This window comes from Bacillus sp. 7_6_55CFAA_CT2, from assembly GCF_000238655.1.
Lineage (GTDB): Bacteria > Bacillota > Bacilli > Bacillales > Bacillaceae_G > Bacillus_A > Bacillus_A cereus.
Genome location: NZ_JH414710.1, coordinates 510,231 through 533,825 on the forward strand (window position 1 = coordinate 510,231; position 23,595 = coordinate 533,825).

Sequence of the window (23,595 nt, forward strand, 5' to 3'; positions counted from 1 at the left end):
TCCCTCCTTTACTATGGAAACGGATGTGGATGTGGATTTAATCTTTCATTCGTTAAAGGTTCGTCTGTATATCCAAGTGTCATCGGTACGGTATATACCCGGTCCAGTCCTGTAACTCGAGTAAGATGGTGACCAAACGTCATCGGTAGCATGCCTGGAATAATAACTTTTACACAATGTAATCCATTCTTTTCTATGAGGGGAACGGTTTGATCTACAACGATTATTTCAAGATTAGATTGATGCAAACGATTTAAAAGTTGGTGGAGATCGGATGTTAAATCCATATCAAACGATTGTGATACATTCATTTCTTGGAACGTTTGCACCGGTGCATCTTCCCGTAAAAGGAAGTGAAGACGTTCTTCTGTTTCTTTCAATCCATACAGCATACTATGGTCTTCCATTTTATTAACGAAATAAGGATCTTGTAAGCATTTTTCGTAGTATTCTCTTTTGTGCTCGAGCTCATCGTCTGTTATAAGTAACATGCCTGCTATTTCTTGAATGGCGCTTTTTAAGGCTCGAATAGGATCTAAATGAGCGCCTCCTGCACAAACAACGTTCATTCCATTTTCACGCGTATTTTTTGCAATTACCCATAAGCTAGGAATGCCGTGTTCCATCGTCGCGTTAAAAGCGTGTAATTCATATCCGGTAATCGTACGTAACCGCTGAATCATTAATTGTAATTCTGTATCATTTGCTGAACTAAGATCAAGGCGGGGAAGAGGTAATTCGGCATACCAAGTGAGTAAGAAGGCATCACGCTCTACTATTTCTAAAATGCCGTGAAAAATCGCTTCTTCTAAACTACCGCCAATTGCACATCCATTTGATGTTTCATACACGAAAGCATCTCGATGACCAAGGCTATAATAAGCAATTGATTCAGGAACTAAAAGCGGTCTGTTTTGTGATAAAGAATATCCCCATACCCAGTTTTGCTCATAATCAGGATCAAACGGCTTGAATGGAAAGTTATCACGATTGTAATGTTCATTTGTATGGACACCGAGTGTGAGGGGATTTAGTGCATGTTCCTCTAAATCATGAAAACTACCATGCACATTTGTCTTTTTCCCACGAGGAGACATACCGCAATATCGTTCTAAACCTTCTAAAATAGCAGTTGCTTCACTCACTGCAAATGAATGAGTTCGTCCCGCAACACCTTCATTTCCGAACATTAATGGCATGTTTATAATGACGTCAGCGAATGGTAATACAGAATGCTGCATTTTTCCGTTCAACATACCGACCCGATAATCTAAATAGTCTCTCGTTAAAAATGTGTTTAGCTCATGAATGGAACGGCAGCGATACGTTTCGGTGCTTACTTTTAAACTTGGTTGTAAAGAAACTTCCGCCGCATCCGCAGTATCATCAGGTAAATTACTACATACAGGACAGAGAGGATCTGGAAGAAAAGAATGCCGCGTACATTGTAATGTTTGTAAGTTTAGTAAAATAAGTTCATTTTCTAAAGAAGAATGGTTATGAGTTAATATTTTTCCTGTTTCTGCGCAAATAAGATGGCACATTTGCAACATTCCATTTTGGGTGGCACGTACGTCACGTCTCGTTACATTATCTGCTTTAAAGGCATATTTCCGCTGTAGTTCCCACATTTCTTTTTGATCAAAGCCAGCGATAAAACGGCGTCCATCAGAACAATGGGAACATCCAGGCGTAAGAGGATGAATGTAAGGACCGATAATACCTTCGCCAAATGAAGTAAAACCACGAAGCCATGGAATATGATTTGAGCGAAAAATAAGTTCGGCATCATGATGAATAGTAGAAGGAGATCCATCATGTAATACGAGAGCGAGATGAATATTTTCAGGAAGTTCTTCTGTGAGGGTATGTTGACGAATGATGGAATATTGTTCGCATAATTGATCATGTACATAGTCTGCAAGAAGGCCATCTCCTATAAGCAATATATTTTGAATCATAAACCGTCCTCCTTTGCAATTAATACCCCATACACACCGTCTAGGTTTTCTTTCAAAAATGGTTCGATTGCTAAATCGAACACGAAGGGATAAAAATTATGTTCTTCTAAATGCTGTAAGGCAAGCTGTAAAGATTGCACACTTGGAATTTCTTCTTCCGCTTGTATTTCCACTCTAAAAGAATCCGTGTCATATAAAATAATAGAGGATTCAGGCAAGATATTAGCTCTGTAAGGAATTTCTTCATTTTGAACGTGAAAGAGTGATAGTTGTAGTGCGTTTCGTAACGCTAACGTCATATTAATATTAGATGCACCGTACCATCTATCATTTATACCAACCCAAACGACTGGAAAACTGAGAATCTCTTCACTCATTGCGATTTTAGGTGTTTCATGGATTGTAGAGAGAGCATCGTAATAAAATCTACAATGTTTATCTTGAATATCAATTAAATCAACAGTTGTAAGTTCCTCTAGAATATGTGACTGCCGCTCATACAGTTTATTGTTTAAATGTTGTTGTAGTGCCCGGTAAAATCCTTCTGTCATCGTTTCTCCAGCACCGATACCGATATTGTTATGTTCAGGAATAAGGCGGTGAATGATTTCTGCTACATATGTTTCAATTCCTGTTAAACCAGCTTCTCGGCGTGCTTCATTATGAGTCAATCCACTACGAGTCATAAGAGGCAGAAGGGGAGCTGGGCCATCTGATAGTGGAGTAGCTACTTGAATATAGCATTGTGATAATGGTAATTGATATGAATCTTGTTCATCCCATACATGGAATATACCGGCTTCTTTAGAAGTTAATGAATCGAAAAAGCGGAATACATCAGTTGAAGTATGTTGGCCATACCGATGCTCAAGTTTTTCAGAAATATTTTCTATCGTATCAATTGTAAAACTTTCATCAGTTGCAAGAGGGTGTTTTATAAAAGGATGCCACGTTCCTTCAAGTGTTTCATAGTTTAATAAAAAGAATTGTGATTCTTTTTCACGATATGAATCATCCGCGACATGTTTAAACAATTCAAAAACGATTACATTTGCTAACATGGCAGATGTAATTGGTGAGAAGGAATCCGATGAATTTTCATTTTGTAAAGTCGTTTCATGTAGCCGATGCCATGCGGATTCCCAGCATTCATCACGATTTTCTGTTACGACAGGTCCAGCTATACCGAGTGTTGATAAACAAATAGCTGGTATGAAATTCTTTTTCGTTTCTCTACAAATAGTGTGAACTGTTTTTAAACCGTCAATGTCTCCGTTTTGAGAAACATATAAAATCCAATCAAAAGGTTCGAATACTTCACGCAAGGGACGGTCAATTGTAGTATCGATTTCTTGAAGGAGTACACTGTTATCAACTTCATATGCACGTTCTATTAGCTCATGTATTCTGTCATAGTTTGTTTCATCCCGATCTGTAACGAGGTAATGAAATGTAGGTAAACCAGATTCTAATAAAGAAGAAACTAAGGAAGTGAGCATATCCCCAGAACCAAGTACAAGGACATTTGCTCCGCGGTACGTTTCGAATTTTAAAGCACCTGAATGAGAATCAGCTTCTAAAAATTCAATTTGTGAAGCATATCTGTCGAGTAATGTACTGTTTAATTCATGAGGTGCATCTTGATTTGCATCACGAACGAAACCATTTTCATATAAAATCTCTCCAATTTCAAATACACGGTTTTGATAGGGGAGAGGGAGGCCATCGGTTATTTCGGCTAAAGAATAATTCCCGTTAAACATTGGCATTAATTTTTCAATCCAGTCATAAATTCCATCACCGTCCATACGAAATGAACTGGCGTTATTTCGAAAATAGACACCCCCGTTTGAATCGGGGAGGAAGAAAGTATCCTTATTTACTTTAAGTTTTGCATGAATTGGAAGGTTATTCATTTTAATCCTCCTTACGTTTAGGCATACATTATTACCTTATGTCATGAAATTTGTCCCGTATGAACACAATAAAAAAAGGCTGTAGAATGATTCATTCTACAGCCTTTAATAGATTTTTAATCTATCAACCTTCTAATAATAATGACTTTGGATCTTCAAGCATATCTTTAACAGCAACAAGGAAGCTAACTGCTTCTTTACCATCAACAATACGGTGATCGTAAGATAAAGCAATGTACATCATTGGGCGGTTTTCCATACGCTCGTTATCAATTGCAACTGGGCGTACTTGGATTTTATGCATTCCTAAAATACCAACTTGTGGGCTATTTAGGATCGGTGTTGACATTAGAGAACCGAACACACCACCGTTTGTAATTGTAAATGTACCACCTTGTAGTTCTTTTAATGAAAGTTTGTTGTCACGTGCTTTTTTACCTAATTCACGAATTTCACTTTCAATTTCAGCGAAGTTTAATTGGTTAGCATCGCGTACAACTGGAACAACTAATCCATCTGGAGCTGCTACTGCAATACCGATATCATAGAATTTTTTAATGATAAGCTCGTCACCTTGAATTTCAGCATTTAATAATGGGAATTGTTTTAATGCTGCAACAACTGCTTTTGTGAAGAATGACATGAAGCCAAGACGTACATCATGTTTTTTCTCGAAAGCATCTTTGCGTTCTTTACGTAATTCCATGATCGCACTCATATCAACTTCGTTAAATGTTGTTAACATTGCAGATGTTTGTTGAACTTCTACAAGGCGTTTTGCAATTGTTTGACGGCGGCGGGACATTTTCACGCGCTCAACTGGTTTTTCGAATTCAGTTTTTGCAACTGGAGCAGGAGCTGGACTCTTTGGAGCAGCTGGTGCTTCTTTTGGTGCTGCAGCATGAGCTTGTACATCATGTGGTCTCACGCGTCCAAGTGGATCTGTGCTACGTACGTCGTTTAAGTCGATTCCTAATTCACGAGCCATTTTTCTAGCAGCTGGTGATGCGATAGGACGGTTTGTATTTGGTAAACCTTGTAGTGTTGCAGTTTGCTCAGCATTTGGTGCCGCAGCTTTCGGTGCTTCAGTCGTTTCTTGTTTTGGTTGCTCAGCCACTGGTGCAGGTGTACTTACTGCAACTGGTGCTCCATTAGCATCTAAAATTGCGATAGTTGCGCCAACTTCAACTGTATCCCCAGGTTCGCCTAGTAACTTCGATACAATACCTGAATCTTCTGCAATGATTTCTACATTGACTTTATCAGTTTCAAGCTCAACAACGCTGCCACCTTTCTCAACTTTGTCGCCTACGTTGATAAGCCATTGTGAAATAGTTCCTTCAGTAATAGATTCTGCAAGCTCAGGTACTTTAATTTCGATCATTTTAAATGTCCTCCCCTTATTTGCCTAACGGTGTGTTTTTTCTTCTTTTGTCTTCGGTAATCTCCATTTGTTAGCCTGGCCTTGGGCAGAATATCTGCCCAAGGAACAAGCAAGAAAGCTTCATTGTTACTTTTTAGTTGCTGTAAACTTCAATTTCTTGTTTATCTTGACGGAAGTTATACTTTACATCTAAAGCATGTGCAACGATTAGTTCTTGCTCAGCTTTGTGAGCGAATGGATCGCCGCCAGATGGACTAGAGCGATCAGGACGTCCAATGTAGCCTGTTTTCACTTTATCTCCAGCAAGTTCGAACAGAATTGGAGCCATGTAATGCCATGCGCCCATATTACGAGGTTCTTCTTGAACCCAAATGATTTCTTCTAAGTTTTTAAAGCGTTTAATAATAGATTGAACTTTCTCAGCAGGGAATGGGTACAATTGCTCAATACGAACGACATGAACTTCGTCTAAGTTGTACTCATGTTTACCAGACTCGATTTCTGCTGCTAAGTCAATCGCCATTTTACCTGTGCTTAAAACAAGACGTTTTACTTTATTTGGTTTCATGCCAAGGTTTTCTTGTTCTAAAGCAGGTTGGAAACGTCCTTCGCTTAACTGACTAGCAGTTGAAAGCGTAAGTGGGTGACGTAATAAACTCTTCGGCGTCATCAATACTAATGGTCGAACAGCTTCCGTTCCTAAGATAGATGCTTGACGACGCAGGATATGGAAGTATTGAGCTGCACTCGTTAAGTTTGCAACTGTCCAGTTATTCTCAGCAGCTAACTGTAAGAAACGCTCTGGACGTGCACTAGAGTGCTCTGGTCCTTGACCTTCATAACCGTGTGGTAATAGAAGAACTAAGCCAGATTTTTGACCCCATTTTGCTCTTCCTGCTGAAACATATTGATCAAATAATGCTTGCGCAGTATTTGAGAAGTCACCATATTGCGCTTCCCACATAACAAGAGTTTCTGGAGCGAATACGTTATAACCATACTCGTAACCAACAACAGCAGCCTCTGATAACGGACTGTTATGAACAGAGAATGAAGCATTAATGTTTGGTAAGCGATGTAATGGTGAATATGTTTCATTTGTATCAGTATCGTGTAATACGATATGACGGTGTGCGAATGTACCACGCTGTGAATCTTGACCAGTTAAACGAATTGGCGTACCTTCTTGTAAAATAGAAGCGAATGCTAATGATTCAGCAAGTGCCCATTCAATTTTGCCGTTCTCTTCAAGAGCATCTTTACGGCGCTCAAGAATTTTCTTCACTTTCGGATATACGTTAAAGCCTTCTGGCCAAGATAGTAGACCTTCATTAATTGCACGAAGTGAGTCAATCTCAACGCCAGTATCAATTGACTGAATACCTTTTGCAACAACATCTGGTACTTTAACGTGAATTGTTGCATCACTCGTATCAGCTGGTGGTACTTGTGCATAGTCAGACTTTAATTGTTCTTGTATAAACTGTGTAATCGTTTCAACCTCATCTGCATTTAGTACACCAGCAGCTTGTAATTGATCTGCATAAATTGCTCTTACAGTTGGATGGTTTTTAATTTTTTTGTACACTTGTGGTTGCGTAACTGCCGGGTCATCCATTTCGTTATGACCGTAGCGGCGGTAACCGATTAAATCGATTAAGAAGTCTTTTTTGAACAACATGCGATATTGAATCGCAAGGTTAGCAGCTGCAAGACAAGCTTCCGGATCATCAGCGTTCACGTGAACAATCGGAATATCGAAACCTTTTGCAAGGTCACTTGAATATTTCGTAGAACGAGAATCATAGCTATCAGTCGTAAAACCAACTGCATTGTTTGCGATAACATGAATCGTTCCGCCTGTTTGGTACGCGTTCAATCTGCTTAAGTTGAGTGTCTCAGATACAATACCTTGACCAGGGAATGCAGCATCACCATGAACTAAAATTACGAATGATTTTGAAGTATCTTGATCTGGAAGACCAGATTTTTTACGATTCTCTTGAGCTGCACGTGCGAAACCTTCTACTACAGGATTCACGAACTCAAGATGACTCGGGTTATTTGCTAATGTAACGCGAGTACTAACTTCTTCGTTACTAACGACTTGTTCTCTACCTAGGTGGTATTTCACGTCGCCAGTCCAGCCAGAATTAGCCACTGCGCCTTCTATTTTTGCATGTTTGAACTCAGCAAACATGTGGCTATATGGTTTTTCTAATACGTGAGCAAGTACGCTTAGGCGACCGCGGTGAGCCATACCAATCATGACATCCTCTACGCCGTTCTTAGCACCTTCTAGAACAATTTCATCTAAAACAGGTACAAGCATATCAACGCCCTCGATAGAGAAACGTTTTTGCCCAACGAATGTTTTATGCAAGAATTGCTCGAAACCTTCAACAGCTGTTAAACGTTTTAAAAGAGCAGTTCGTTTTTTATTTGATAGTGGTTGACGCAATGAATTTGATTCCACCATTTGATGCAACCACGCGCGTTCTTCACTATCTTGTATATGAGAAAATTCATAAGCTAAAGATTTTGTATAAACGTCTTTTAATCTATGAATTACATCAAGTGCAGTGTGAATACCTTCTGGTGCATCTGGCCATACTGTTTTCGCTGGAATCGCTTTCAAGTCAGCATCGCTCAGTTCGTTCATTGCTTTCTCAAGAAGAGATTGTCCATTTGCAGCATCTTCCATCGGGTTGATGTGAGCCAACGTGTGCCCGAAAGAACGAATCTGCTCAACAAGTTGAACGACTTTAAGAATTTTTTCAATGTTACCTGTGTTTTGAGGAGAAAAATGTGTTGCTGTGTTGTCCCCTGTTACGACATCATCTTGAAACGAAGGAGCTCCAAAAATTTCAAAAAGCTCTTGTAATTCCGGATCAACAGAACCTGCTCCAGTTACGTAAAGATCATACTGCTCAATAACATAACCAAGGTTCGGACCGTGGAACTTGGCCCAAGGGTTTGTCGTTGTATTCTTCCTCGTCATTTGTTTAAACCTCCCAATGCATATAATCCTTTTCCATACAAAGGTGCATTTTGCTCTTTTTCAATAAGTAATGAATCAGTAATCAATGTAAATGTTTTCTTTACCCTTATGTTATTACAATAATTTACATAATACCAAACACTATTACTTATCTGTTTTGTAAAAAAACATTCACAATAACTTATCACCCAAGTTAATCTTTCATGTTATAAAGTAATTTTACAGAAAAATGGGGTGGATATATTTGGTATGCCTATACTAATAGCTATAATTGTTGCATTTAAATATAGGTGAAATAGTTAGAATGTTTCGATAAAAATAGTTTGAATTATGTATATTGAAATAATAAGCGCTTTCATAGATATTATACAACAATATAACGGAATATAGTATAAAAAATAAAAAATTATGAATTTATCGTAAACTTTATTTAGATAGTGTTAAATATTAAAAGGAAAGTGAAGGATTTCTACAAAAAAAGTTGCTAAACATAAAAAATGCTCCATAAACAGTTAGTTTCTATAAATATGACGAAAAACACCGTAAAACAAATAACGCATTTCGTGAAATAAAGAAATAAATGAAATATTTTAAAAGGATAAAACAAATATGGAGATATTAAATTTTAAAAAAAGAAGTGAGGAGATATAGTAACATTTATTTACAGTGTTCCGTGTTTCGCTTCAAAATAGACGTGCTGAAATTTAAAAAAGTTTCTTCTATATAAATAGCGTGAATAATAATTAAAATATATGTAAAGGGAACTTGACGTAAAGTTTCCTTTACATATATACTCGGTATATGGAAGGAGGGAGAAATTTCCTTGGAAAATAAAATGGTCGAATACCGAAAAAAATTTGGACTATCTCAAGAAAAGTTGGCTGAGAAACTTGGAGTTTCCAGACAAACCATTATCTCAATTGAAAAAGGGAAATACGATCCATCACTTCCGCTAGCATTTGAAATAGCTAAAACATTTCAGACAACGATAGAACATGTATTTATTTATGAAGGAAAAGAAGAGGGGGAATAGGGATGAATTATTCACAAAAGTACTTTGTAATTATGGGGATTATTTTTCTATTTATGAGTGGATTTATGATATTAACAGGTATAATGACGCATTCTGCACCGCCAAGTCCTACTTATACGTTACTTGCAATGATGATTATGTGTTTCTGCCTTAGTTACTTGCACCCACAATTTAAAGAAAAAGACGAGCGAATGAAACTGATTCGTTATAAAGGAATGTTTGTAACCTTTTTTGCATTAACGGCATATTATCTTCTTTTCTCTATCGGCTTAAACTTAAAAATACTTACACTATCAGCTACTGAATTATTGAATATACTTATGGCACTTACAATGAGTACCGTCTTTATCTCATTTGTTGTTTTAGCAAAAAGATATTAAGATGGAGGAGAGAAAGGAAGATTAACATATGCAAATGATGTATGCTTTTGGCATTGGGCTTGTATTATTTTTAGCCGTATTCTTATTTATTCGTAAAGACGTTCAAGGCGGGACGTTAACGAAACGAGGATTTTATAAATTAATCGGCTGTTTAGTTGTTATGCTTATAGCAATTATTGTAATGATCGTATTAATTAATCAGTCACTATAGAATGTAAAAACGGAACCTTACTTCGGTAAGGTTTTTCTTTATTGTTCAACCTAAAAATTACCACTAAATCCATTTACAGTAAATAATTTGTGTTATATAATCCAATGAAATGATAGAGAAGGAGTGTAGTATATGAATAAAAGAACTATCTTCTATTTATTAACTTGTATACTACTGGTAGCTAGTACTACTTATATAATATGTAACAAAAGAGAACAAGTGCCACCTATATTAGTATGGGACGAACAAGAATACTATGTTACGAATGAACCTGCCAAAGTAGAAGAAGTTGGGCAAAAACTTGGCGAAGTAACAAAGAAAATTAAAACAAGTAAAAAACCTACTAAAAATAGAGAATCTAATACATTACAAGAGAAAACAGAAGTATTCATAATGATTGAGGAAGAAAAAAGTGATTACCCGCCTTTAATCATAAAGGAAGCTTATAGTGATGAATATAGGGTAGTGAGGCTGATGTTGAAGCAGGTATTGTGATGAAAAGGAGAATCTTTTGTAGACAGTAATTTCGTATCCGTGGGTGTTAAGAAAAACTTTTTCCTTTACTTTATTTTGTCTCCTATCAGTGGAATTTACATTGTAATGAATAGAGGGGCACTACAAAAGAGAGATTTCATTTTATATTTATTATTTGCTGCTATTAATATATGGCTTTGGCTGTCACTTATGATTTTTGATCGGAGTGTGTGGATGGTAGCGGGTAGTAGGGAGCGGAAAATGTGGTTCATTTGTGCTACGGATACAGATTGATAGAAGAGGGACCTTGTAGGAATGCTGCAAGGTCCTTTATCTTTTGGGAATTAATAGAAAATGAATCATATAAATGCTATACTAAAAAATGTTTGTAATGTCAGTTTCTTAATATTGTATGATGCTGACTTAATAGAAAAGATAAGAGGAGAATGAGCGTGCAAAAGGTAAAGAGATTATTGCTATTAATGATGGTAGTAGGATTAACAGCAGGTGTTTTAGCAGGGTGTGCAAATCCGAAAGATACTACAGAAGAATTTTTAACAGCGATACAAAAAGGTGATGTAGAAAAAGCTCGTACATTTGTCGAGAGTGACAAGGAATTTAATAAACTAAATGAAAAAACAGATGATGCTGAGGCAAAAGCAATGCTAAGTGCAATTACAAAGAACTTTAAATTTGAAAAGCTAGAAGAAGTATCGAAAAAGGATGACAAAGCAGAAGTGAAAGTGAAAATTACATCTGCTGATCTATCCGTTGCTGTAACAAAAGCAGTGGGAGAAGTTATGCCAATGGCCTTCGCTAGCGCATTTAGCGAAGACAAAGAACAATCTGAAAAAGCGATTGAAAAAACAATGACCTCAACTATCATCAAAAACTTAACGGATAAAGATGCAGCAATGGCAACTCGCGAAGTTACATTGAACTTAAAGAAAGACAAAGATGGCGACTATAAAATCGTTGCTGACGATAACTTGAAAGAAGTATTGTTTGCCAATGCAAAGTCTTTGGAGAAGATGTTTGGTGGGAAGTAATTGAATTAGATAAAAAAGAGACACCATATCACGTAGAAGGTTGATATGGTGTCTCTTTTTTATATGACCCCGGAGAGGCTTGAACTCACGACCTCCACCCTGTCAAGGTGGCGCTCTCCCTGCTGAGCTACGGGATCCCAACTATAAATGTTACCATCAGCAATGTATTTTCATTTCATTCGTGTAATCGGAGAATTTGTACAATTTGTTGAGTATTGTAACATTTGATGTATTCCTATAATAGCAACAAACTTTAATGGTGTAAAGATGTAATTTTCTGAATGTTCATATTCTAATTTTTGTATAAAAAAATAAGCCCCGAAGAGCTTATTTTAATAATAATATCAACGCAATTATCAATGATATTTTCAAAAATACAATCATAAATAATGGAGCTTGTTCATAAGCTATCGTCCTGTAACTGTCATTCCTGCTGTGTAAATTGTATCAATAGAACCGTCAGCGCCTTTTATTTCGACTTTATAACGATATGTTCCATCTTCATAAATATCATCGCCATATCCTGTGAAAGTTGCAATTTCATCATTGCTTCCAGCTGGGACCCATTGATTTTGCCAACGGAAGTTGGTTTCAAATTCTCCCCATCTATCGCCATATTTCTTTTCAAGGCTGACATTGTAATGAATTTCTTCAGCTCGGTCATTTGTAATTCTTGCAATTACGCTGTTACCAAAAGTAACTTGTGTAGAGTGTACCTGAACTGTAACACCGTTCACCGTTTCACCAGGACCACAAATGTAATGACAACCATCCCATTCGTCAGCATGTGCTTTTGGTGTTTCAATGTTCATAACCGTTAAACCGCCTAAAGCTAATGCGCCAGTTAATAATACTTTACCAAATGTTTTCACTTGAAATTCCCCCCTAAGTATATTCTCAATTCGTTCGATAGATATCACATTAATCTAATGGAACGTTTTTTCCTTAAGTGTATTCGCTATGAATCTTTCATCTTGTAGTAATCTAATCACTACATAAAATTTCATAGTTTTGATTCCATATATGTATCATGATTTACATAGAACAAATCTGTTAATACGCTTTGGTTATTTACTTATTCCACCACTTCTTATTACCTTTTATTGGTAAAACGTTGGTTTTATTATATAACATTATTATCTATTTACAAGAGAAAATAATACTGTATGCAAAAATGCATAATAAAAAACACTGCTTGTATTCTAGATTACAGATTAAATGGAGTGTGGGGTTTCAATTAATATTTGAGTGGAACTTAATGCTAATTTTTTATGCTTAACAGTATGCATATATCATCGTTTATTAAAGTCATAATTGATAAACCTTGTTCAGGGGACGCTCTTCCTGCTGAGCTACAGAATCTTCAAAAGGGAAAGTATAAGCGATTATGCTAGTAATGTATGAAGGAATAATGATGAGAAGCGAATTTAGTAGAAAGTAGTCTTTGGATGTAGTGGTTATATTATTTACGATACCAATCCAAAGGACCTTCAGCACTCAAATCAACAAGAAAAGGGAGTAAGAAATGTAAAGGTAAGCTTATAAGTTCTGGCATAGCGTTCACTGTTTTCTTTGATAGATATTGTCTCATAAAACAATACGGACAATCCTTTTCAAATGTCACGAGTATTGCCCATACATCTTTTATTGTCCACTTCGTTTTACAATACGTACAACGCGTCATGAGGTTCCTCCTCATTTTAAGTTTTCTTCTAGTATACTCCATTCCATTGTAAGAAAGTCATTTGTATTTGGTGTGGTAAAATGTAAGTTGTTTTATTTTTATGTGAATCTATTCAGTCATTTATGAACAATTACATATCATTTGATATTTTTGCAGAATGATAGATTTTCAGTTTCAATATACCAATTGGCCAATATATCCTTTTTACAATTTACTGAAAATCATGTATAACAGAGATACATGATTATTTTATCTCGCTATTTGCGGGCAGTAAGATCCCTTACCTCGAAATTCAGCAAAAGTAAAGAAGTTAGGTTCGGGTCGGAATGCCCGTAAAAGTCCGATTCGTGAGGGTTGATGAAAGTTTCACTTTATAAATATTCAGAAGTAGAGGGAGAAAAGTTGTAATGGTAAGAAAAACGTTCAAGATGCGCGTGTCTAAAAATAGAACGATTTCGATTAATGGATCGATTCTTGATGTGGATGTTACACATGATGAATTTTTACAAGAGTTTGTTGAGTGGGTTGATTCTAAAGGTTGGTCGTTTATGGGAATAACAGATGAGATTACGCCCGAGGAAGCTAGTCAAAAGTTAATAGATTCGTTGATTGATGAGAAGGATAAGAAAGAGTAATTCCTTCTTATTTTTATTGTATATTTATGTTCTTTATCGTAAAAGTATGATATAGTAAAAAATAGTGAAAATTCTTCCAATATAATACAAATTACATATGATTGGTAGATTTATTATTTTGTTAAGGAGTAAATGGAAAAGGGAGAGTCATATGGTAAATTTTAAGAAAATTTTGGTTTTTATTACAGTTATTTGTTCGTTTTTTTTGACGCCCATAACATTGCGTGCTGAGACGAATATTGGAGTAAATCCAGAACAAGTTGCACCACCACCTGCGGAAGGACCGAATGTTTTTAGTCAGTTTGCAACGACAATTGATGCAAAAACAGGAGATGTTTTGTATGACAAAAACGCATATCACCGCGCATTTCCTGCTAGTACGACGAAGGTGTTAACAGCGATTTTACTCATGGAGCATACAAAGCCAGAGGATCAATTTACATTTTCACAATTAGCATTAGATCAAGAGAAGAGTAATTATCAAATTGAGTTTCAACCTGGAGAGACAATTAATAGAAATACTGCGCTTATGATTTTAATGGTGCTGAGTGCGAATGATGTGTCGTATGCGATTGCGGAGCGGATTGGCGGGAGTGTTGAGAATTTCGCTAATATGATGAATGAGAAAGCGAAGCAATTAGGGGCGAAAGATAGCCACTTTGTAACACCGAATGGATTGCATGATCCGAACCATTATACGACGCCGTATGATATGGCTATGATTACGAAGGGTGTGCAAAAGTATCCTGAAATTTTACAAGCGATGAATACGAAAAGAACGACAGTTACGACGTCTAGGCAGACGGTGTCTATTTTTAATAAATCTAATTTTTTTGAAAATCCATATAGCATTGGCGGTAAGACAGGGTTTACGAATGAAGCACGTAATACACTTGTTTTATTAAATGAGAAAGATGGAAATCGTATTATAAGCGTAGTAATGGCTTCTCAAAGACCTGAAATTTATGAAGATTTGAAGCAGATGGCGGAATATTCTTTCGGTCAATTTACGAAGCAAATGGTGCTTGATAAACATAATTGGCATCAAAAAACAACATATTTAAATAAAGATGTTAATTCTGAGTTGGAACAAAGTGCGGAGCTTATGCTTAAGAAAGATGAAGGGAAAAATGTGAAAACTATTTTCCGGGCGGCTTCATTAGATAAAGAATCTTTATATCATAAAGGAATACATCGTGGTGAGGTAGTTGGTGCAGTTGATATTACGAAAAATAATCAAACAATTGCGACGGTAAATGTTCTTTCAACAGAAGATGTCACTTTTACGATGCCTAAAAAAGATACAACTATGCCTGAAGTAAAAGACTCAAATGTGAAAGCAATAAGTGTTGGGATAGGTGCGATTATATTATTTGGAGCAATTTTATATGTAGTGTTGCGCCGAAATACAAAAGGAATGAAATCAGAAGGTAAATAAATTACTAATAAAAAGGCTGTTTAAAATTTTGGCACAGTCTTTTTTCTATATTTTAAATAACTAATAATTGTAAATTTTCTTATTGCAATAACTTAAAGTTCGTTATATCATTTACTTGTGTTCTTGTTAAAGAACGCAAGTGGATATTGCATACTTCAAATAATATAAAACAACGGAGAGGGAGAGAGACGATGAAATTAATATGGAAGATAATTAGCAACGCGATCTCATTTGTTTTATTTGCATTGATGGTTTTTTTAGCTTTTGTAGTTATTTCTTCAAAAGCAAGCGGTGGTGATCCGACAGTGATGGGATATCAATTTAAGAGCGTTCTTTCAGGATCAATGGAGCCGACGTTTTTAACAGGATCAATCATTGCAATAGAACCAAACAAAGATGGTTCTAAATATCAAAAAGGTGATGTTATTACCTTTAAAGAGAAAGATCAAAAAATTATCACTCACCGTATTATCGGTGTGAAAGATACAAATGGAAAAGTAATGTATGAAACAAAAGGGGATAACAACAACGGACCAGATTTAGAGCCAGTACTTGCAGAAAATGTAGTTGGAAAGTATGCAGATATTACAGTTCCGTATGTTGGTTATTTACTGAATTATGCGAATTCAAAAGCGGGAGCAGCATTGCTTCTTATTATTCCAGGGGTCTTTTTACTTGGGTATTCCGCGATTTCTATTTTTGGTGCTATTCGTAGCATTGACGGAGAAAAGAAAGATAAAAAAGTAGAACAATCCGTCTAGTTCGTTTGGTTATACTTTCCGTTTAGGAAGTTAACAAATATATATTAAGGGGATATGGACATGACTTTAAAGAAAAAATTAGGAATGGGTATTACATCAGCAGTATTAGGAGCAGCTTTAGTTGGTGGAGGAACATTTGCATTTTTCAGTGATAAAGAAGTGTCAAATAATACATTTGCGGCTGGAACACTGGATTTAGCATTAAATCCATCAACAGTTGTTAACGTATCGAATTTAAAACCTGGGGATACAATTGAAAAAGAATTTAAACTAGAAAATAAAGGCTCTTTAAATATTAAAAAGGTTCTACTGAAAACAGATTATAATGTAGAAGATGTAAAGAAAGACAATAAAGATGATTTTGGTAAACATATTAAAGTAACATTCTTAAAAAATGTAGATAAGCATGAGACAATTGTGAAACAAACTACTTTAGATAAATTAAAAGGTGACACACTTACAGCTGTAGATAATGATTTATCGGCTTGGTTCTGGGATGAAAAAGGTATTTCAGCAGGTAAATCTGATAAATTCAAAGTGAAATTCGAGTTCGTTGATAATGGAAAAGATCAAAATCAATTCCAAGGCGATAAGTTACAATTAAATTGGACGTTTGATGCACAACAAACAGCAGGTGAAGAAAGATAATAAGAAAAAGGGCTATCACATGGATAGCCCTTTTTCTATTTTTCTAGTATTTGTCTATCAATTTTAATAGTTCTTTACTATAATATAGATAATGTTCTGTATAAAGAACGTGATGTTCGATGGGAGAGATTAAGATGCTGAAAAGACCGCGTAATTTTAAAAAGATGCTTATATTGCCGTGTATGTGTTCTATTACGTTTTATTTAGGATCTCAAATTATGACGCATACAGAAGCGGCGTTCATTCATGAAACGAAAGTAGAAGCGACGCTTTCTACAGCAATTATATTTCCGAAAACAGTTAATACGTTAAAAGAGCAATCTGAGAAACATAAACAATTTATTGAGCGTGAGTATGGAACGATGAAGGGAAAATCGAAAGCAACTTCTATTGAAGAAATAAAACAGGCGATTTCTGTATGGCAACAAGGGCGTGAGAAAATTGTTGCTGAGAAGGAAGCCCTGCAAAATGTATATACTGAAATAGAAGCTCCTTACAATCAAATACAAGAAGAATTAAAGGTAAATAAAGATGAATCGATGCAGCAAGTGTCCATATATGTAAATGAAGGCTTCCGCAGTATCAAAGAGAAGCGTGACTATATTGAGAAAGAAATTAGCTTGAAAGCTATTGATGAGCAAATTCAGGCTCTTCAGCAACAATTAAACGTTGCAATTGAAGCAGAAGAACAGAAGAAAGCAGAAGAACAGAAGAAAGTAGAAGAACAGAAGAAAGCAGAAGAACAGAAGAAAGCAGAAGAACAGAAGAAAGTAGAAGAACAGAAGAAAGCAGAAGAACAGAAGAAAGCAGAAGAACAGAAGAAAGTAGAAGAACAGAAGAAAGTAGAAGAACAGAAGAAAGTAGAAGAACAGAAGAAAGCAGAAGAACAGAAGAAAGCAGAAGAACAGAAGAAAGTAGAAGAACAGAAGAAAGCAGAAGAACAGAAGAAAGTAGAAGAACAGAAGAAAGCAGAAGAACAGAAGAAAGTAGAAGAGCAAAAGAAAGCGGAGTAACTGCTTTAGTGAAACAGCCGGAAAACAAGAATGTGGTGTAAGAGAGAGTGAACGAATAAGCAAGACTAGTAATATTTATACGAGTGTGAGGGAACGTTAGCCCTCACCTCTTTGTTTTTCTTTTTTCTTATAGTATTAAATGATTTGAGTGTGAAAAAAGTTATAAATTATCATTGTTTTTTTCTGAAAAGTCTAAATGATATTGAGAAATAAAAATAACTGAAAATATTAATAAATATGTGTTGTGTTTATATAGGGTTGTTCGTTATAATGAACATAAGGTTTTTAAAAAAGAACGCATATTAGCTAAGCTAATATAGTTTTCTTTACATCTCTTATTGAAAAATAAGTGATAAAAATATAAAAAAAGCTAGGGGGAATTGATTGTGAGTCTGAAAAAGAAATTAGGTATGGGAGTTGCATCAGCAGCATTGGGGTTAGCTTTAATTGGTGGAGGAACATTTGCATTCTTTAGCGATAAAGAAGTATCAAACAATACATTTGCAGCTGGGACGTTAGACCTTACATTAAACCCTAAGACGCTTGTAGATATTAAAGATTTAAAACCAGGGGATTCTGTTAAGAAAGAGTTCTTATTACAAAACAGCGGTTCGTTAACTATTAAAGACGTTAAATTAGCAACAAAGTATACTGTTAAAGATGCAAAAGGTGATAATGCTGGTGAAGACTTTGGTAAGCACGTTAAAGTAAAATTCCTTTGGAACTGGGATAAACAAAGTGAGCCTGTATACGAAACAACTTTAGCAGACTTACAAAAAGTTGATCCAGATCTTTTAGCTAAAGATATCTTTGCTCCTGAGTGGGGAGAAAAGGGTGGATTAGCAGCTGGTACAGAGGATTATCTATGGGTACAATTTGAATTTGTAGATGATGGAAAAGACCAAAATATCTTCCAAGGTGATACATTGAATTTAGAATGGACATTCAATGCTAACCAAGAAGCTGGGGAAGAAAAATAATAAAAAAGCGGGTATTCCCGCTTTTTTTATAAAGAAAAAGAAGTGCTGGTTGTAAGCACTTCTTTCTATTATTATTTTTGATTTTGCTTCCACTTTGTAAATTCAAGAAATTCACGAAATTGTTCTTTGGAGACACCAGAGTTCATTGCATCTTTAACGAGTTGTGTCCATTCGGAGTCTAGGTTAGTTTCCTTTGTTGTTTCATCATGAAGTAAAGTATCAACTGGAATTTGTAGAACTGCTGCGATCTTTTCAAGAAACTGAATGGAAGGGTTTTTTTGTAAATTGCGTTCTATAGAACTAATGTAAGATTTAGCAACGCCAGCTTTTTCGGCAAGTTCAGTTAATGAAATCCCTTTTTGTAAACGAAGGCGTTTTATACGTTCTCCAATCATATTTGCGCACCTTTCTATCAATATGTAGTTGTCTTATGATGTCATTATTATAACATAAACTTCGTTAAAAAGAACAAACCTATTGAGCCTGACTGGATGGCTTCATACGTTGGAAAAATTGCTCGATGTCTTGCATGGCGATACCAGCATCTAGAGCTTCAAGTATTAAATCAATCCATTCTTGATCCAGTGCGTCTGTCTTATCTTTGTACAAATGTAATTCCTCCCTAATTATCGGTCATAATTGCTGCTACAGAATACATGATAATGCAATCCGATTTTGTGTTTTATATAGTGAATTATCAAATATTGTGTAGATGAAACAAAGATAAAATCCCCATTAAACTCCCTCTATGGAAATTATAAATTGTTCGATAAAAACTTTCAATATTTTCAGAAAACATTGTTGAATTGTGATATATTCGTATGCTAACTATGAAATTTTTACAAATATATTAAAAACATTACATAATATGACTAAATATTGAAAAAATATTGAATTTTTAATAAAATTCAATTTGTAATACATATTATTTATTAGGGGAGGAAATAAGGGATGAACAAGAAACCGTTCAAAGTTTTGTCATCAATCGCATTGACAGCTGTATTAGGCCTTTCATTCGGAGTTGGCACTCAATCTGCATATGCTGAAACGCCTGTGAATAAAACAGCTACGAGCCCAGTTGATGATCATTTAATTCCGGAAGAACGTTTAGCAGATGCATTAAAAAAACGTGGGGTAATTGATTCGAAGGCTTCAGAGACAGAAACAAAGAAAGCAGTCGAAAAGTATGTAGAGAACAAAAAGGGTGAAAATCCTGGGAAAGAAGCAGCGAATGGGGACCAACTTACGAAAGATGCATCCGACTTTTTAAAGAAAGTGAAAGATGCGAAAGCAGACACGAAAGAAAAATTAAATCAACCAGCAACAGGCACACCTGCAGCGACAGGCCCAGTTAAAGGCGGTCTAAATGGTAAAGTACCAACTTCTCCAGCGAAACAAAAAGACTATAACGGTGAAGTTCGTAAAGACAAAGTACTCGTTTTACTTGTAGAGTACGCTGACTTTAAACATAATAATATCGACAAAGAGCCTGGATATATGTATTCTAACGATTTTAATAAAGAACATTATGAAAAAATGTTATTCGGCAACGAGCCATTTACATTAGATGATGGAAGTAAAATTGAAACGTTTAAACAATATTACGAAGAACAATCTGGTGGTAGTTACACAGTGGACGGAACAGTTACAAAATGGTTAACAGTTCCTGGTAAGGCGGCTGATTACGGTGCAGATGCTGCTAGCGGCGGCCATGATAATAAAGGACCAAAAGGGCCACGTGATTTAGTAAAAGATGCATTAAAAGCAGCTGTAGATAGTGGTATTGATTTATCAGAGTTCGACCAATTTGATCAATACGATGTAAATGGTGATGGAAATAAAAATCAACCAGACGGTTTAATCGATCACTTAATGATTATTCATGCGGGTGTTGGACAAGAAGCAGGCGGTGGTAAATTAGGCGATGATGCAATTTGGTCGCACCGTTGGACAGTTGGACCAAAGCCATTCCCAATTGAAGGTACACAAGCGAAAGTACCATATTGGGGTGGAAAGATGGCAGCATTCGACTACACAATTGAACCAGAAGATGGAGCGGTTGGTGTATTCGCACATGAATATGGTCACGATTTAGGTCTTCCAGATGAGTACGATACACAATATAGTGGTCAAGGTGAGCCGATTGAAGCTTGGTCTATTATGAGTGGCGGAAGCTGGGCTGGTAAAATCGCTGGAACGACGCCAACGAGTTTCTCACCACAAAATAAAGAGTTTTTCCAAAAAACAATCGGTGGTAACTGGGCAAATATCGTAGAAGTAGATTACGAGAAATTAAATAAAGGTATCGGTCTAGCGACATATTTGGATCAAAGTGTTACGAAATCTAACCGTCCGGGTATGATTCGTGTTAACTTACCAGACAAAGATATAAAAACAATTGAGCCGGCATTTGGAAAACAGTATTACTACAGCACAAAAGGTGATGATCTTCATACGAAGATGGAAACACCACTGTTCGATTTAACAAATGCAACGACTGCAAAATTTGACTTCAAATCATTATATGAAATTGAAGCAGAGTATGATTTCCTTGAAGTACACGCTGTAACGGAAGATGGTCAACAAACGTTAATTGAAAGACTTGGTGAGAAAGCAAATAGTGGAAATGCAGATTCGACAAATGGAAAATGGATTGACAAATCATATGATTTAAGTCAATTCAAAGGCAAGAAAGTAAAATTAACATTTGATTACATTACTGATGGTGGTTTAGCATTAAATGGATTCGCTCTTGATAATGCTTCATTAACAGTAGATGGTAAAGTAGCATTCTCTGATGACGCAGAAGGTACACCACAATTAAAATTAGATGGTTTCGTTGTATCTAACGGAACAGAGAAGAAAAAACATAACTACTATGTTGAGTGGAGAAACTATGCTGGGGCAGATAACGCGTTGAAATTTGCTCGCGGTCCAGTATTTAACACTGGTATGGTTGTATGGTATGCAGATTCAGCTTATACAGATAACTGGGTTGGTGTACATCCAGGACACGGTTTCCTTGGTGTAGTTGATTCTCATCCAGAAGCAATTGTTGGTACTTTAAATGGTAAACCAACAGTTAAGAGTAGTACGCGATTCCAAATCGCTGATGCAGCGTTCTCATTCGACAAAACGCCAGCTTGGAAAGTTGTATCTCCAACGCGTGGAACATTTACGTATGATGGTTTAGCAGGCGTACCAAAGTTTGATGATTCTAAAACGTATATTAATCAACAGATTCCAGATGCAGGACGTATTTTACCGAAGCTTGGTTTGAAATTTGAAGTAGTAGGACAAGCTGATGATAATTCTGCAGGTGCTGTTCGTTTATATCGTTAATACAGTAAAACTACCGAGAGATTTTCTTTCGGTAGTTTTTTTGTGAGCAATGAATTTTATATAGCTGAAAAAGTCATATATAATGTAACCTTAAGAATAGAAATTTGTTATATATGAAGTCTATATAAATAATGAAAGAATTGGATAAAAATAGTGGGAGAAGGTGAGTGAATGAGTATTTCCTCTATTGTAAGTAGGCAAAAGGAATATTTTTTAAAAGGGCATACGAGAAGCATCGAAATGAGAAAGAATAATTTGAAGAAGCTTTATGAAGGCATTCAGCGTTTTGAAGAAGAAATATTTCAGGCATTGAAATTAGATTTAAATAAGTCAGTTCACGAGTCGTTTACAACGGAAGTTGGATATGTATTAAAAGAAATTTCCTTTCAATTGAAACATATGTCATCGTGGAGTAAACCGAAACGAGTTCGAACAGCACTCACTCATTTTGGATCAAAAGGAAAAGTAGTGCCAGAACCGTATGGTGTGACGCTTATTATTGCACCGTGGAACTATCCTTTTCAATTAGCAATTGCACCACTTGTAGGAGCACTGGCAGCTGGAAATACAATCGTTTTAAAGCCGTCAGAGTTAACGCCAAGCGTTTCAAAAGTGCTTAAGAGAATGTTAGATGAATTATTCCCAGAAGAGCTTGTAGCGGTAGTAGAAGGTGGCGTTGAAGAGAGTACATCTTTGCTGAGGGAACCGTTTGATTATATTTTCTTTACTGGTAGTGTTGGCGTTGGAAAAGTTGTAATGGAAGCAGCAGCGAAACAGTTGACACCGCTCACTTTAGAACTTGGCGGGAAAAGTCCATGTATTGTACATAAAGATGCAAAGATAGAGATGACAGCAAGAAGAATTGTTTGGGGTAAGTTTTTAAATGCAGGGCAGACGTGTGTAGCGCCTGATTATATGTATGTGCATTCTTCCGTGAAAGAAAAGCTAATTGAGGCACTGCGACATGAAATTACAGAGCAGTATAGTAAAGAACCTTTGCGAAATGAAAATTATGTGCGTATTGTAAGTGAGCGTCATTTTGAACGATTATGTGGATTCTTACAAGATGGTCAAGTCGTAATTGGTGGAAACTATAAGAAAGATACATTACATATTGAACCGACAGTACTAGCGGATATTACATGGAAAGATACTGTTATGGAAGATGAAATTTTTGGTCCGATTTTACCAATCATAGAGTACGACAACATAGAAGATGTAATTGGCACAATCCAGCAACATCCGAAGCCGTTAGCGTTATATGTATTTTCTGAAGATAAAGAAGTACAAAAGAAAGTGACGAGTAATATTTCATATGGTGGAGGCTGTATTAATGATGTTGTCTATCATCTTGCCACGCCATATTTACCTTTTGGGGGTGTTGGAAGTAGTGGATTAGGGGGGTATCATGGGAAAGAAAGTTTTCGGACTTTTTCACATTATAAAAGCATTTTAGCCCAATCTACAGCATTCGACATGAAAATTCGTTACTCTTCTACAAAAAGTGCTTTAAAATTCATACGAAAGTTGTTAAAATGATGATGGTGTTTATCAGTAGGCGTAGCCGTATGATAATAGCCCCTTCGCAATGGAAGGGGTTTTTCTGTTCGACGTTATGTATCATGCGAAAATGAATCCAACATACTACATAAAGAATAGAAACGAACGCTTGTTAAATAATCATT

21 protein-coding genes, 1 tRNA gene and 1 pseudogene are annotated in these 23,595 nt (G+C 36.0%); 14 read left to right on the forward strand and 9 right to left on the reverse strand.

Features of this window, described 5'->3' with window-relative positions; genetic code table 11:
- Nucleotides 1-11: 11 nt before the first annotated feature.
- The 4 genes from HMPREF1014_RS18250 to odhA form a co-directional block, all read right to left on the reverse strand.
- Nucleotides 12-1,961: a TOMM precursor leader peptide-binding protein gene (locus HMPREF1014_RS18250; RefSeq protein WP_000615601.1), complete on the reverse strand. Its 1,950-nt coding sequence runs from the start codon at nt 1,959-1,961 to the stop codon at nt 12-14.
- Nucleotides 1,958-3,877: a putative thiazole-containing bacteriocin maturation protein gene (locus HMPREF1014_RS18255; RefSeq protein ID WP_001061563.1), complete on the reverse strand. Its 1,920-nt coding sequence runs from the start codon at nt 3,875-3,877 to the stop codon at nt 1,958-1,960. Before HMPREF1014_RS18255 ends, HMPREF1014_RS18250 begins: the two co-directional genes overlap by 4 nt.
- Nucleotides 3,878-4,001: 124 nt before the next feature.
- Nucleotides 4,002-5,261, reverse strand: coding sequence for a 2-oxoglutarate dehydrogenase complex dihydrolipoyllysine-residue succinyltransferase (odhB, locus tag HMPREF1014_RS18260; protein WP_000569926.1), 1,260 nt, complete (start codon nt 5,259-5,261; stop codon nt 4,002-4,004).
- Between the two features lie 133 nt (nt 5,262-5,394).
- Nucleotides 5,395-8,262 carry a 2-oxoglutarate dehydrogenase E1 component gene (gene odhA / locus HMPREF1014_RS18265; protein ID WP_000197124.1) on the reverse strand — a complete coding sequence of 956 codons (2,868 nt, stop codon included), beginning with the start codon at nt 8,260-8,262 and terminating at the stop codon, nt 5,395-5,397.
- 823 nt (nt 8,263-9,085) lie between these two features.
- On the opposite strand from odhA, the gene HMPREF1014_RS18270 reads away from it, so the two are divergent.
- From HMPREF1014_RS18270 to HMPREF1014_RS18295, 6 genes and pseudogenes are all read left to right on the forward strand, one after another.
- Complete coding sequence (locus HMPREF1014_RS18270; protein WP_000428506.1) at nt 9,086-9,295, forward strand: helix-turn-helix transcriptional regulator; 210 nt, start codon at nt 9,086-9,088, stop codon at nt 9,293-9,295.
- A 2-nt stretch (nt 9,296-9,297) separates the two neighbouring features.
- Nucleotides 9,298-9,675, forward strand: coding sequence for a hypothetical protein (locus HMPREF1014_RS18275; RefSeq protein WP_001109911.1), 378 nt, complete (start codon nt 9,298-9,300; stop codon nt 9,673-9,675).
- 28 nt (nt 9,676-9,703) lie between these two features.
- The gene (locus HMPREF1014_RS18280; protein WP_001178294.1) at nt 9,704-9,886 is read left to right on the forward strand and encodes a DUF3976 domain-containing protein; all 183 of its coding nucleotides are present in this window, start codon (nt 9,704-9,706) and stop codon (nt 9,884-9,886) included.
- A 132-nt stretch (nt 9,887-10,018) separates the two neighbouring features.
- Nucleotides 10,019-10,381: a hypothetical protein gene (locus tag HMPREF1014_RS18285; RefSeq protein WP_001042762.1), complete on the forward strand. Its 363-nt coding sequence runs from the start codon at nt 10,019-10,021 to the stop codon at nt 10,379-10,381.
- 28 nt (nt 10,382-10,409) lie between these two features.
- Nucleotides 10,410-10,654 (forward strand): annotated as a pseudogene (locus HMPREF1014_RS31905) (hypothetical protein).
- Nucleotides 10,655-10,806: 152 nt separating this feature from the next.
- Nucleotides 10,807-11,409 carry a DUF4878 domain-containing protein gene (locus tag HMPREF1014_RS18295; protein WP_074626120.1) on the forward strand — a complete coding sequence of 201 codons (603 nt, stop codon included), beginning with the start codon at nt 10,807-10,809 and terminating at the stop codon, nt 11,407-11,409.
- Nucleotides 11,410-11,473: 64 nt separating this feature from the next.
- Here the strand turns inward: HMPREF1014_RS18295 and HMPREF1014_RS18300 are convergent.
- From HMPREF1014_RS18300 to HMPREF1014_RS18310, 3 genes are all read right to left on the reverse strand, one after another.
- Nucleotides 11,474-11,546 (reverse strand) — tRNA-Val (locus tag HMPREF1014_RS18300).
- Nucleotides 11,547-11,816: 270 nt separating this feature from the next.
- Entirely contained in the window at nt 11,817-12,281 is a 465-nt protein-coding gene (locus HMPREF1014_RS18305; RefSeq protein WP_000846655.1) for a hypothetical protein, read from the reverse strand.
- Nucleotides 12,282-12,871: 590 nt separating this feature from the next.
- Nucleotides 12,872-13,093, reverse strand: a complete 222-nt coding sequence (locus HMPREF1014_RS18310; protein ID WP_000196288.1) for a hypothetical protein — start codon at nt 13,091-13,093, stop codon at nt 12,872-12,874.
- A 407-nt stretch (nt 13,094-13,500) separates the two neighbouring features.
- On the opposite strand from HMPREF1014_RS18310, the gene HMPREF1014_RS18315 reads away from it, so the two are divergent.
- The 6 genes from HMPREF1014_RS18315 (at nt 13,501) to calY (ending at nt 18,568) form a co-directional block, all read left to right on the forward strand.
- Complete coding sequence (locus tag HMPREF1014_RS18315; RefSeq protein WP_000251856.1) at nt 13,501-13,728, forward strand: hypothetical protein; 228 nt, start codon at nt 13,501-13,503, stop codon at nt 13,726-13,728.
- Nucleotides 13,729-13,879: 151 nt separating this feature from the next.
- Nucleotides 13,880-15,166, forward strand: coding sequence for a D-alanyl-D-alanine carboxypeptidase family protein (locus HMPREF1014_RS18320; RefSeq protein WP_000247028.1), 1,287 nt, complete (start codon nt 13,880-13,882; stop codon nt 15,164-15,166).
- A gap of 191 nt (nt 15,167-15,357) precedes the next feature.
- Nucleotides 15,358-15,927 carry a signal peptidase I SipW gene (gene sipW / locus HMPREF1014_RS18325; RefSeq protein WP_000767792.1) on the forward strand — a complete coding sequence of 190 codons (570 nt, stop codon included), beginning with the start codon at nt 15,358-15,360 and terminating at the stop codon, nt 15,925-15,927.
- 60 nt (nt 15,928-15,987) lie between these two features.
- On the forward strand, nt 15,988-16,575 hold the full coding sequence (locus HMPREF1014_RS18330) for a CalY family protein (RefSeq protein WP_000172854.1): 588 nt from the start codon (nt 15,988-15,990) through the stop codon (nt 16,573-16,575).
- A 134-nt stretch (nt 16,576-16,709) separates the two neighbouring features.
- Nucleotides 16,710-17,588 (forward strand): DUF4047 domain-containing protein, encoded by an 879-nt coding sequence (locus HMPREF1014_RS18335; RefSeq protein ID WP_000919957.1) that lies wholly within the window; start codon nt 16,710-16,712, stop codon nt 17,586-17,588.
- Nucleotides 17,589-17,974: 386 nt separating this feature from the next.
- Nucleotides 17,975-18,568 (forward strand): biofilm matrix protein CalY, encoded by a 594-nt coding sequence (gene calY, locus HMPREF1014_RS18340; protein ID WP_000053713.1) that lies wholly within the window; start codon nt 17,975-17,977, stop codon nt 18,566-18,568.
- Between the two features lie 71 nt (nt 18,569-18,639).
- On the opposite strand, the gene HMPREF1014_RS18345 is transcribed toward calY, so the two are convergent.
- Nucleotides 18,640-18,963: a helix-turn-helix domain-containing protein gene (locus HMPREF1014_RS18345; protein ID WP_000578885.1), complete on the reverse strand. Its 324-nt coding sequence runs from the start codon at nt 18,961-18,963 to the stop codon at nt 18,640-18,642.
- A 79-nt stretch (nt 18,964-19,042) separates the two neighbouring features.
- Nucleotides 19,043-19,177: an anti-repressor SinI family protein gene (locus HMPREF1014_RS18350; protein WP_000276219.1), complete on the reverse strand. Its 135-nt coding sequence runs from the start codon at nt 19,175-19,177 to the stop codon at nt 19,043-19,045.
- A 342-nt stretch (nt 19,178-19,519) separates the two neighbouring features.
- Between HMPREF1014_RS18350 and inhA1 the strand changes: the two genes are divergently transcribed.
- Both inhA1 and HMPREF1014_RS18360 read left to right on the forward strand, forming a co-directional pair.
- Nucleotides 19,520-21,910 (forward strand): M6 family metalloprotease immune inhibitor InhA1, encoded by a 2,391-nt coding sequence (gene inhA1, locus HMPREF1014_RS18355; RefSeq protein ID WP_001035951.1) that lies wholly within the window; start codon nt 19,520-19,522, stop codon nt 21,908-21,910.
- Nucleotides 21,911-22,081: 171 nt separating this feature from the next.
- Nucleotides 22,082-23,449 carry an aldehyde dehydrogenase gene (locus HMPREF1014_RS18360; RefSeq protein ID WP_000028383.1) on the forward strand — a complete coding sequence of 456 codons (1,368 nt, stop codon included), beginning with the start codon at nt 22,082-22,084 and terminating at the stop codon, nt 23,447-23,449.
- Nucleotides 23,450-23,595 lie beyond the last annotated feature (146 nt).

What these genes read in the sequence shown, in the direction of transcription:
- HMPREF1014_RS18250 (WP_000615601.1), bottom strand. Translation starts at nt 1,961, where the DNA reads ATGATTCAAAATATATTGCTTATAGGAGATGGCCTTCTTGCAGACTAT.
- HMPREF1014_RS18255 (WP_001061563.1), bottom strand. Translation starts at nt 3,877, where the DNA reads ATGAATAACCTTCCAATTCATGCAAAACTTAAAGTAAATAAGGATACT.
- odhB (WP_000569926.1), bottom strand. Translation starts at nt 5,261, where the DNA reads ATGATCGAAATTAAAGTACCTGAGCTTGCAGAATCTATTACTGAAGGA.
- odhA (WP_000197124.1), bottom strand. Translation starts at nt 8,262, where the DNA reads ATGACGAGGAAGAATACAACGACAAACCCTTGGGCCAAGTTCCACGGT.
- HMPREF1014_RS18275 (WP_001109911.1), top strand. Translation starts at nt 9,298, where the DNA reads ATGAATTATTCACAAAAGTACTTTGTAATTATGGGGATTATTTTTCTA.
- HMPREF1014_RS18280 (WP_001178294.1), top strand. Translation starts at nt 9,704, where the DNA reads ATGCAAATGATGTATGCTTTTGGCATTGGGCTTGTATTATTTTTAGCC.
- HMPREF1014_RS18285 (WP_001042762.1), top strand. Translation starts at nt 10,019, where the DNA reads ATGAATAAAAGAACTATCTTCTATTTATTAACTTGTATACTACTGGTA.
- HMPREF1014_RS18295 (WP_074626120.1), top strand. Translation starts at nt 10,807, where the DNA reads ATGAGCGTGCAAAAGGTAAAGAGATTATTGCTATTAATGATGGTAGTA.
- HMPREF1014_RS18310 (WP_000196288.1), bottom strand. Translation starts at nt 13,093, where the DNA reads ATGACGCGTTGTACGTATTGTAAAACGAAGTGGACAATAAAAGATGTA.
- HMPREF1014_RS18315 (WP_000251856.1), top strand. Translation starts at nt 13,501, where the DNA reads ATGGTAAGAAAAACGTTCAAGATGCGCGTGTCTAAAAATAGAACGATT.
- HMPREF1014_RS18320 (WP_000247028.1), top strand. Translation starts at nt 13,880, where the DNA reads ATGGTAAATTTTAAGAAAATTTTGGTTTTTATTACAGTTATTTGTTCG.
- sipW (WP_000767792.1), top strand. Translation starts at nt 15,358, where the DNA reads ATGAAATTAATATGGAAGATAATTAGCAACGCGATCTCATTTGTTTTA.
- HMPREF1014_RS18330 (WP_000172854.1), top strand. Translation starts at nt 15,988, where the DNA reads ATGACTTTAAAGAAAAAATTAGGAATGGGTATTACATCAGCAGTATTA.
- HMPREF1014_RS18335 (WP_000919957.1), top strand. Translation starts at nt 16,710, where the DNA reads ATGCTGAAAAGACCGCGTAATTTTAAAAAGATGCTTATATTGCCGTGT.
- HMPREF1014_RS18345 (WP_000578885.1), bottom strand. Translation starts at nt 18,963, where the DNA reads ATGATTGGAGAACGTATAAAACGCCTTCGTTTACAAAAAGGGATTTCA.
- inhA1 (WP_001035951.1), top strand. Translation starts at nt 19,520, where the DNA reads ATGAACAAGAAACCGTTCAAAGTTTTGTCATCAATCGCATTGACAGCT.
- HMPREF1014_RS18360 (WP_000028383.1), top strand. Translation starts at nt 22,082, where the DNA reads ATGAGTATTTCCTCTATTGTAAGTAGGCAAAAGGAATATTTTTTAAAA.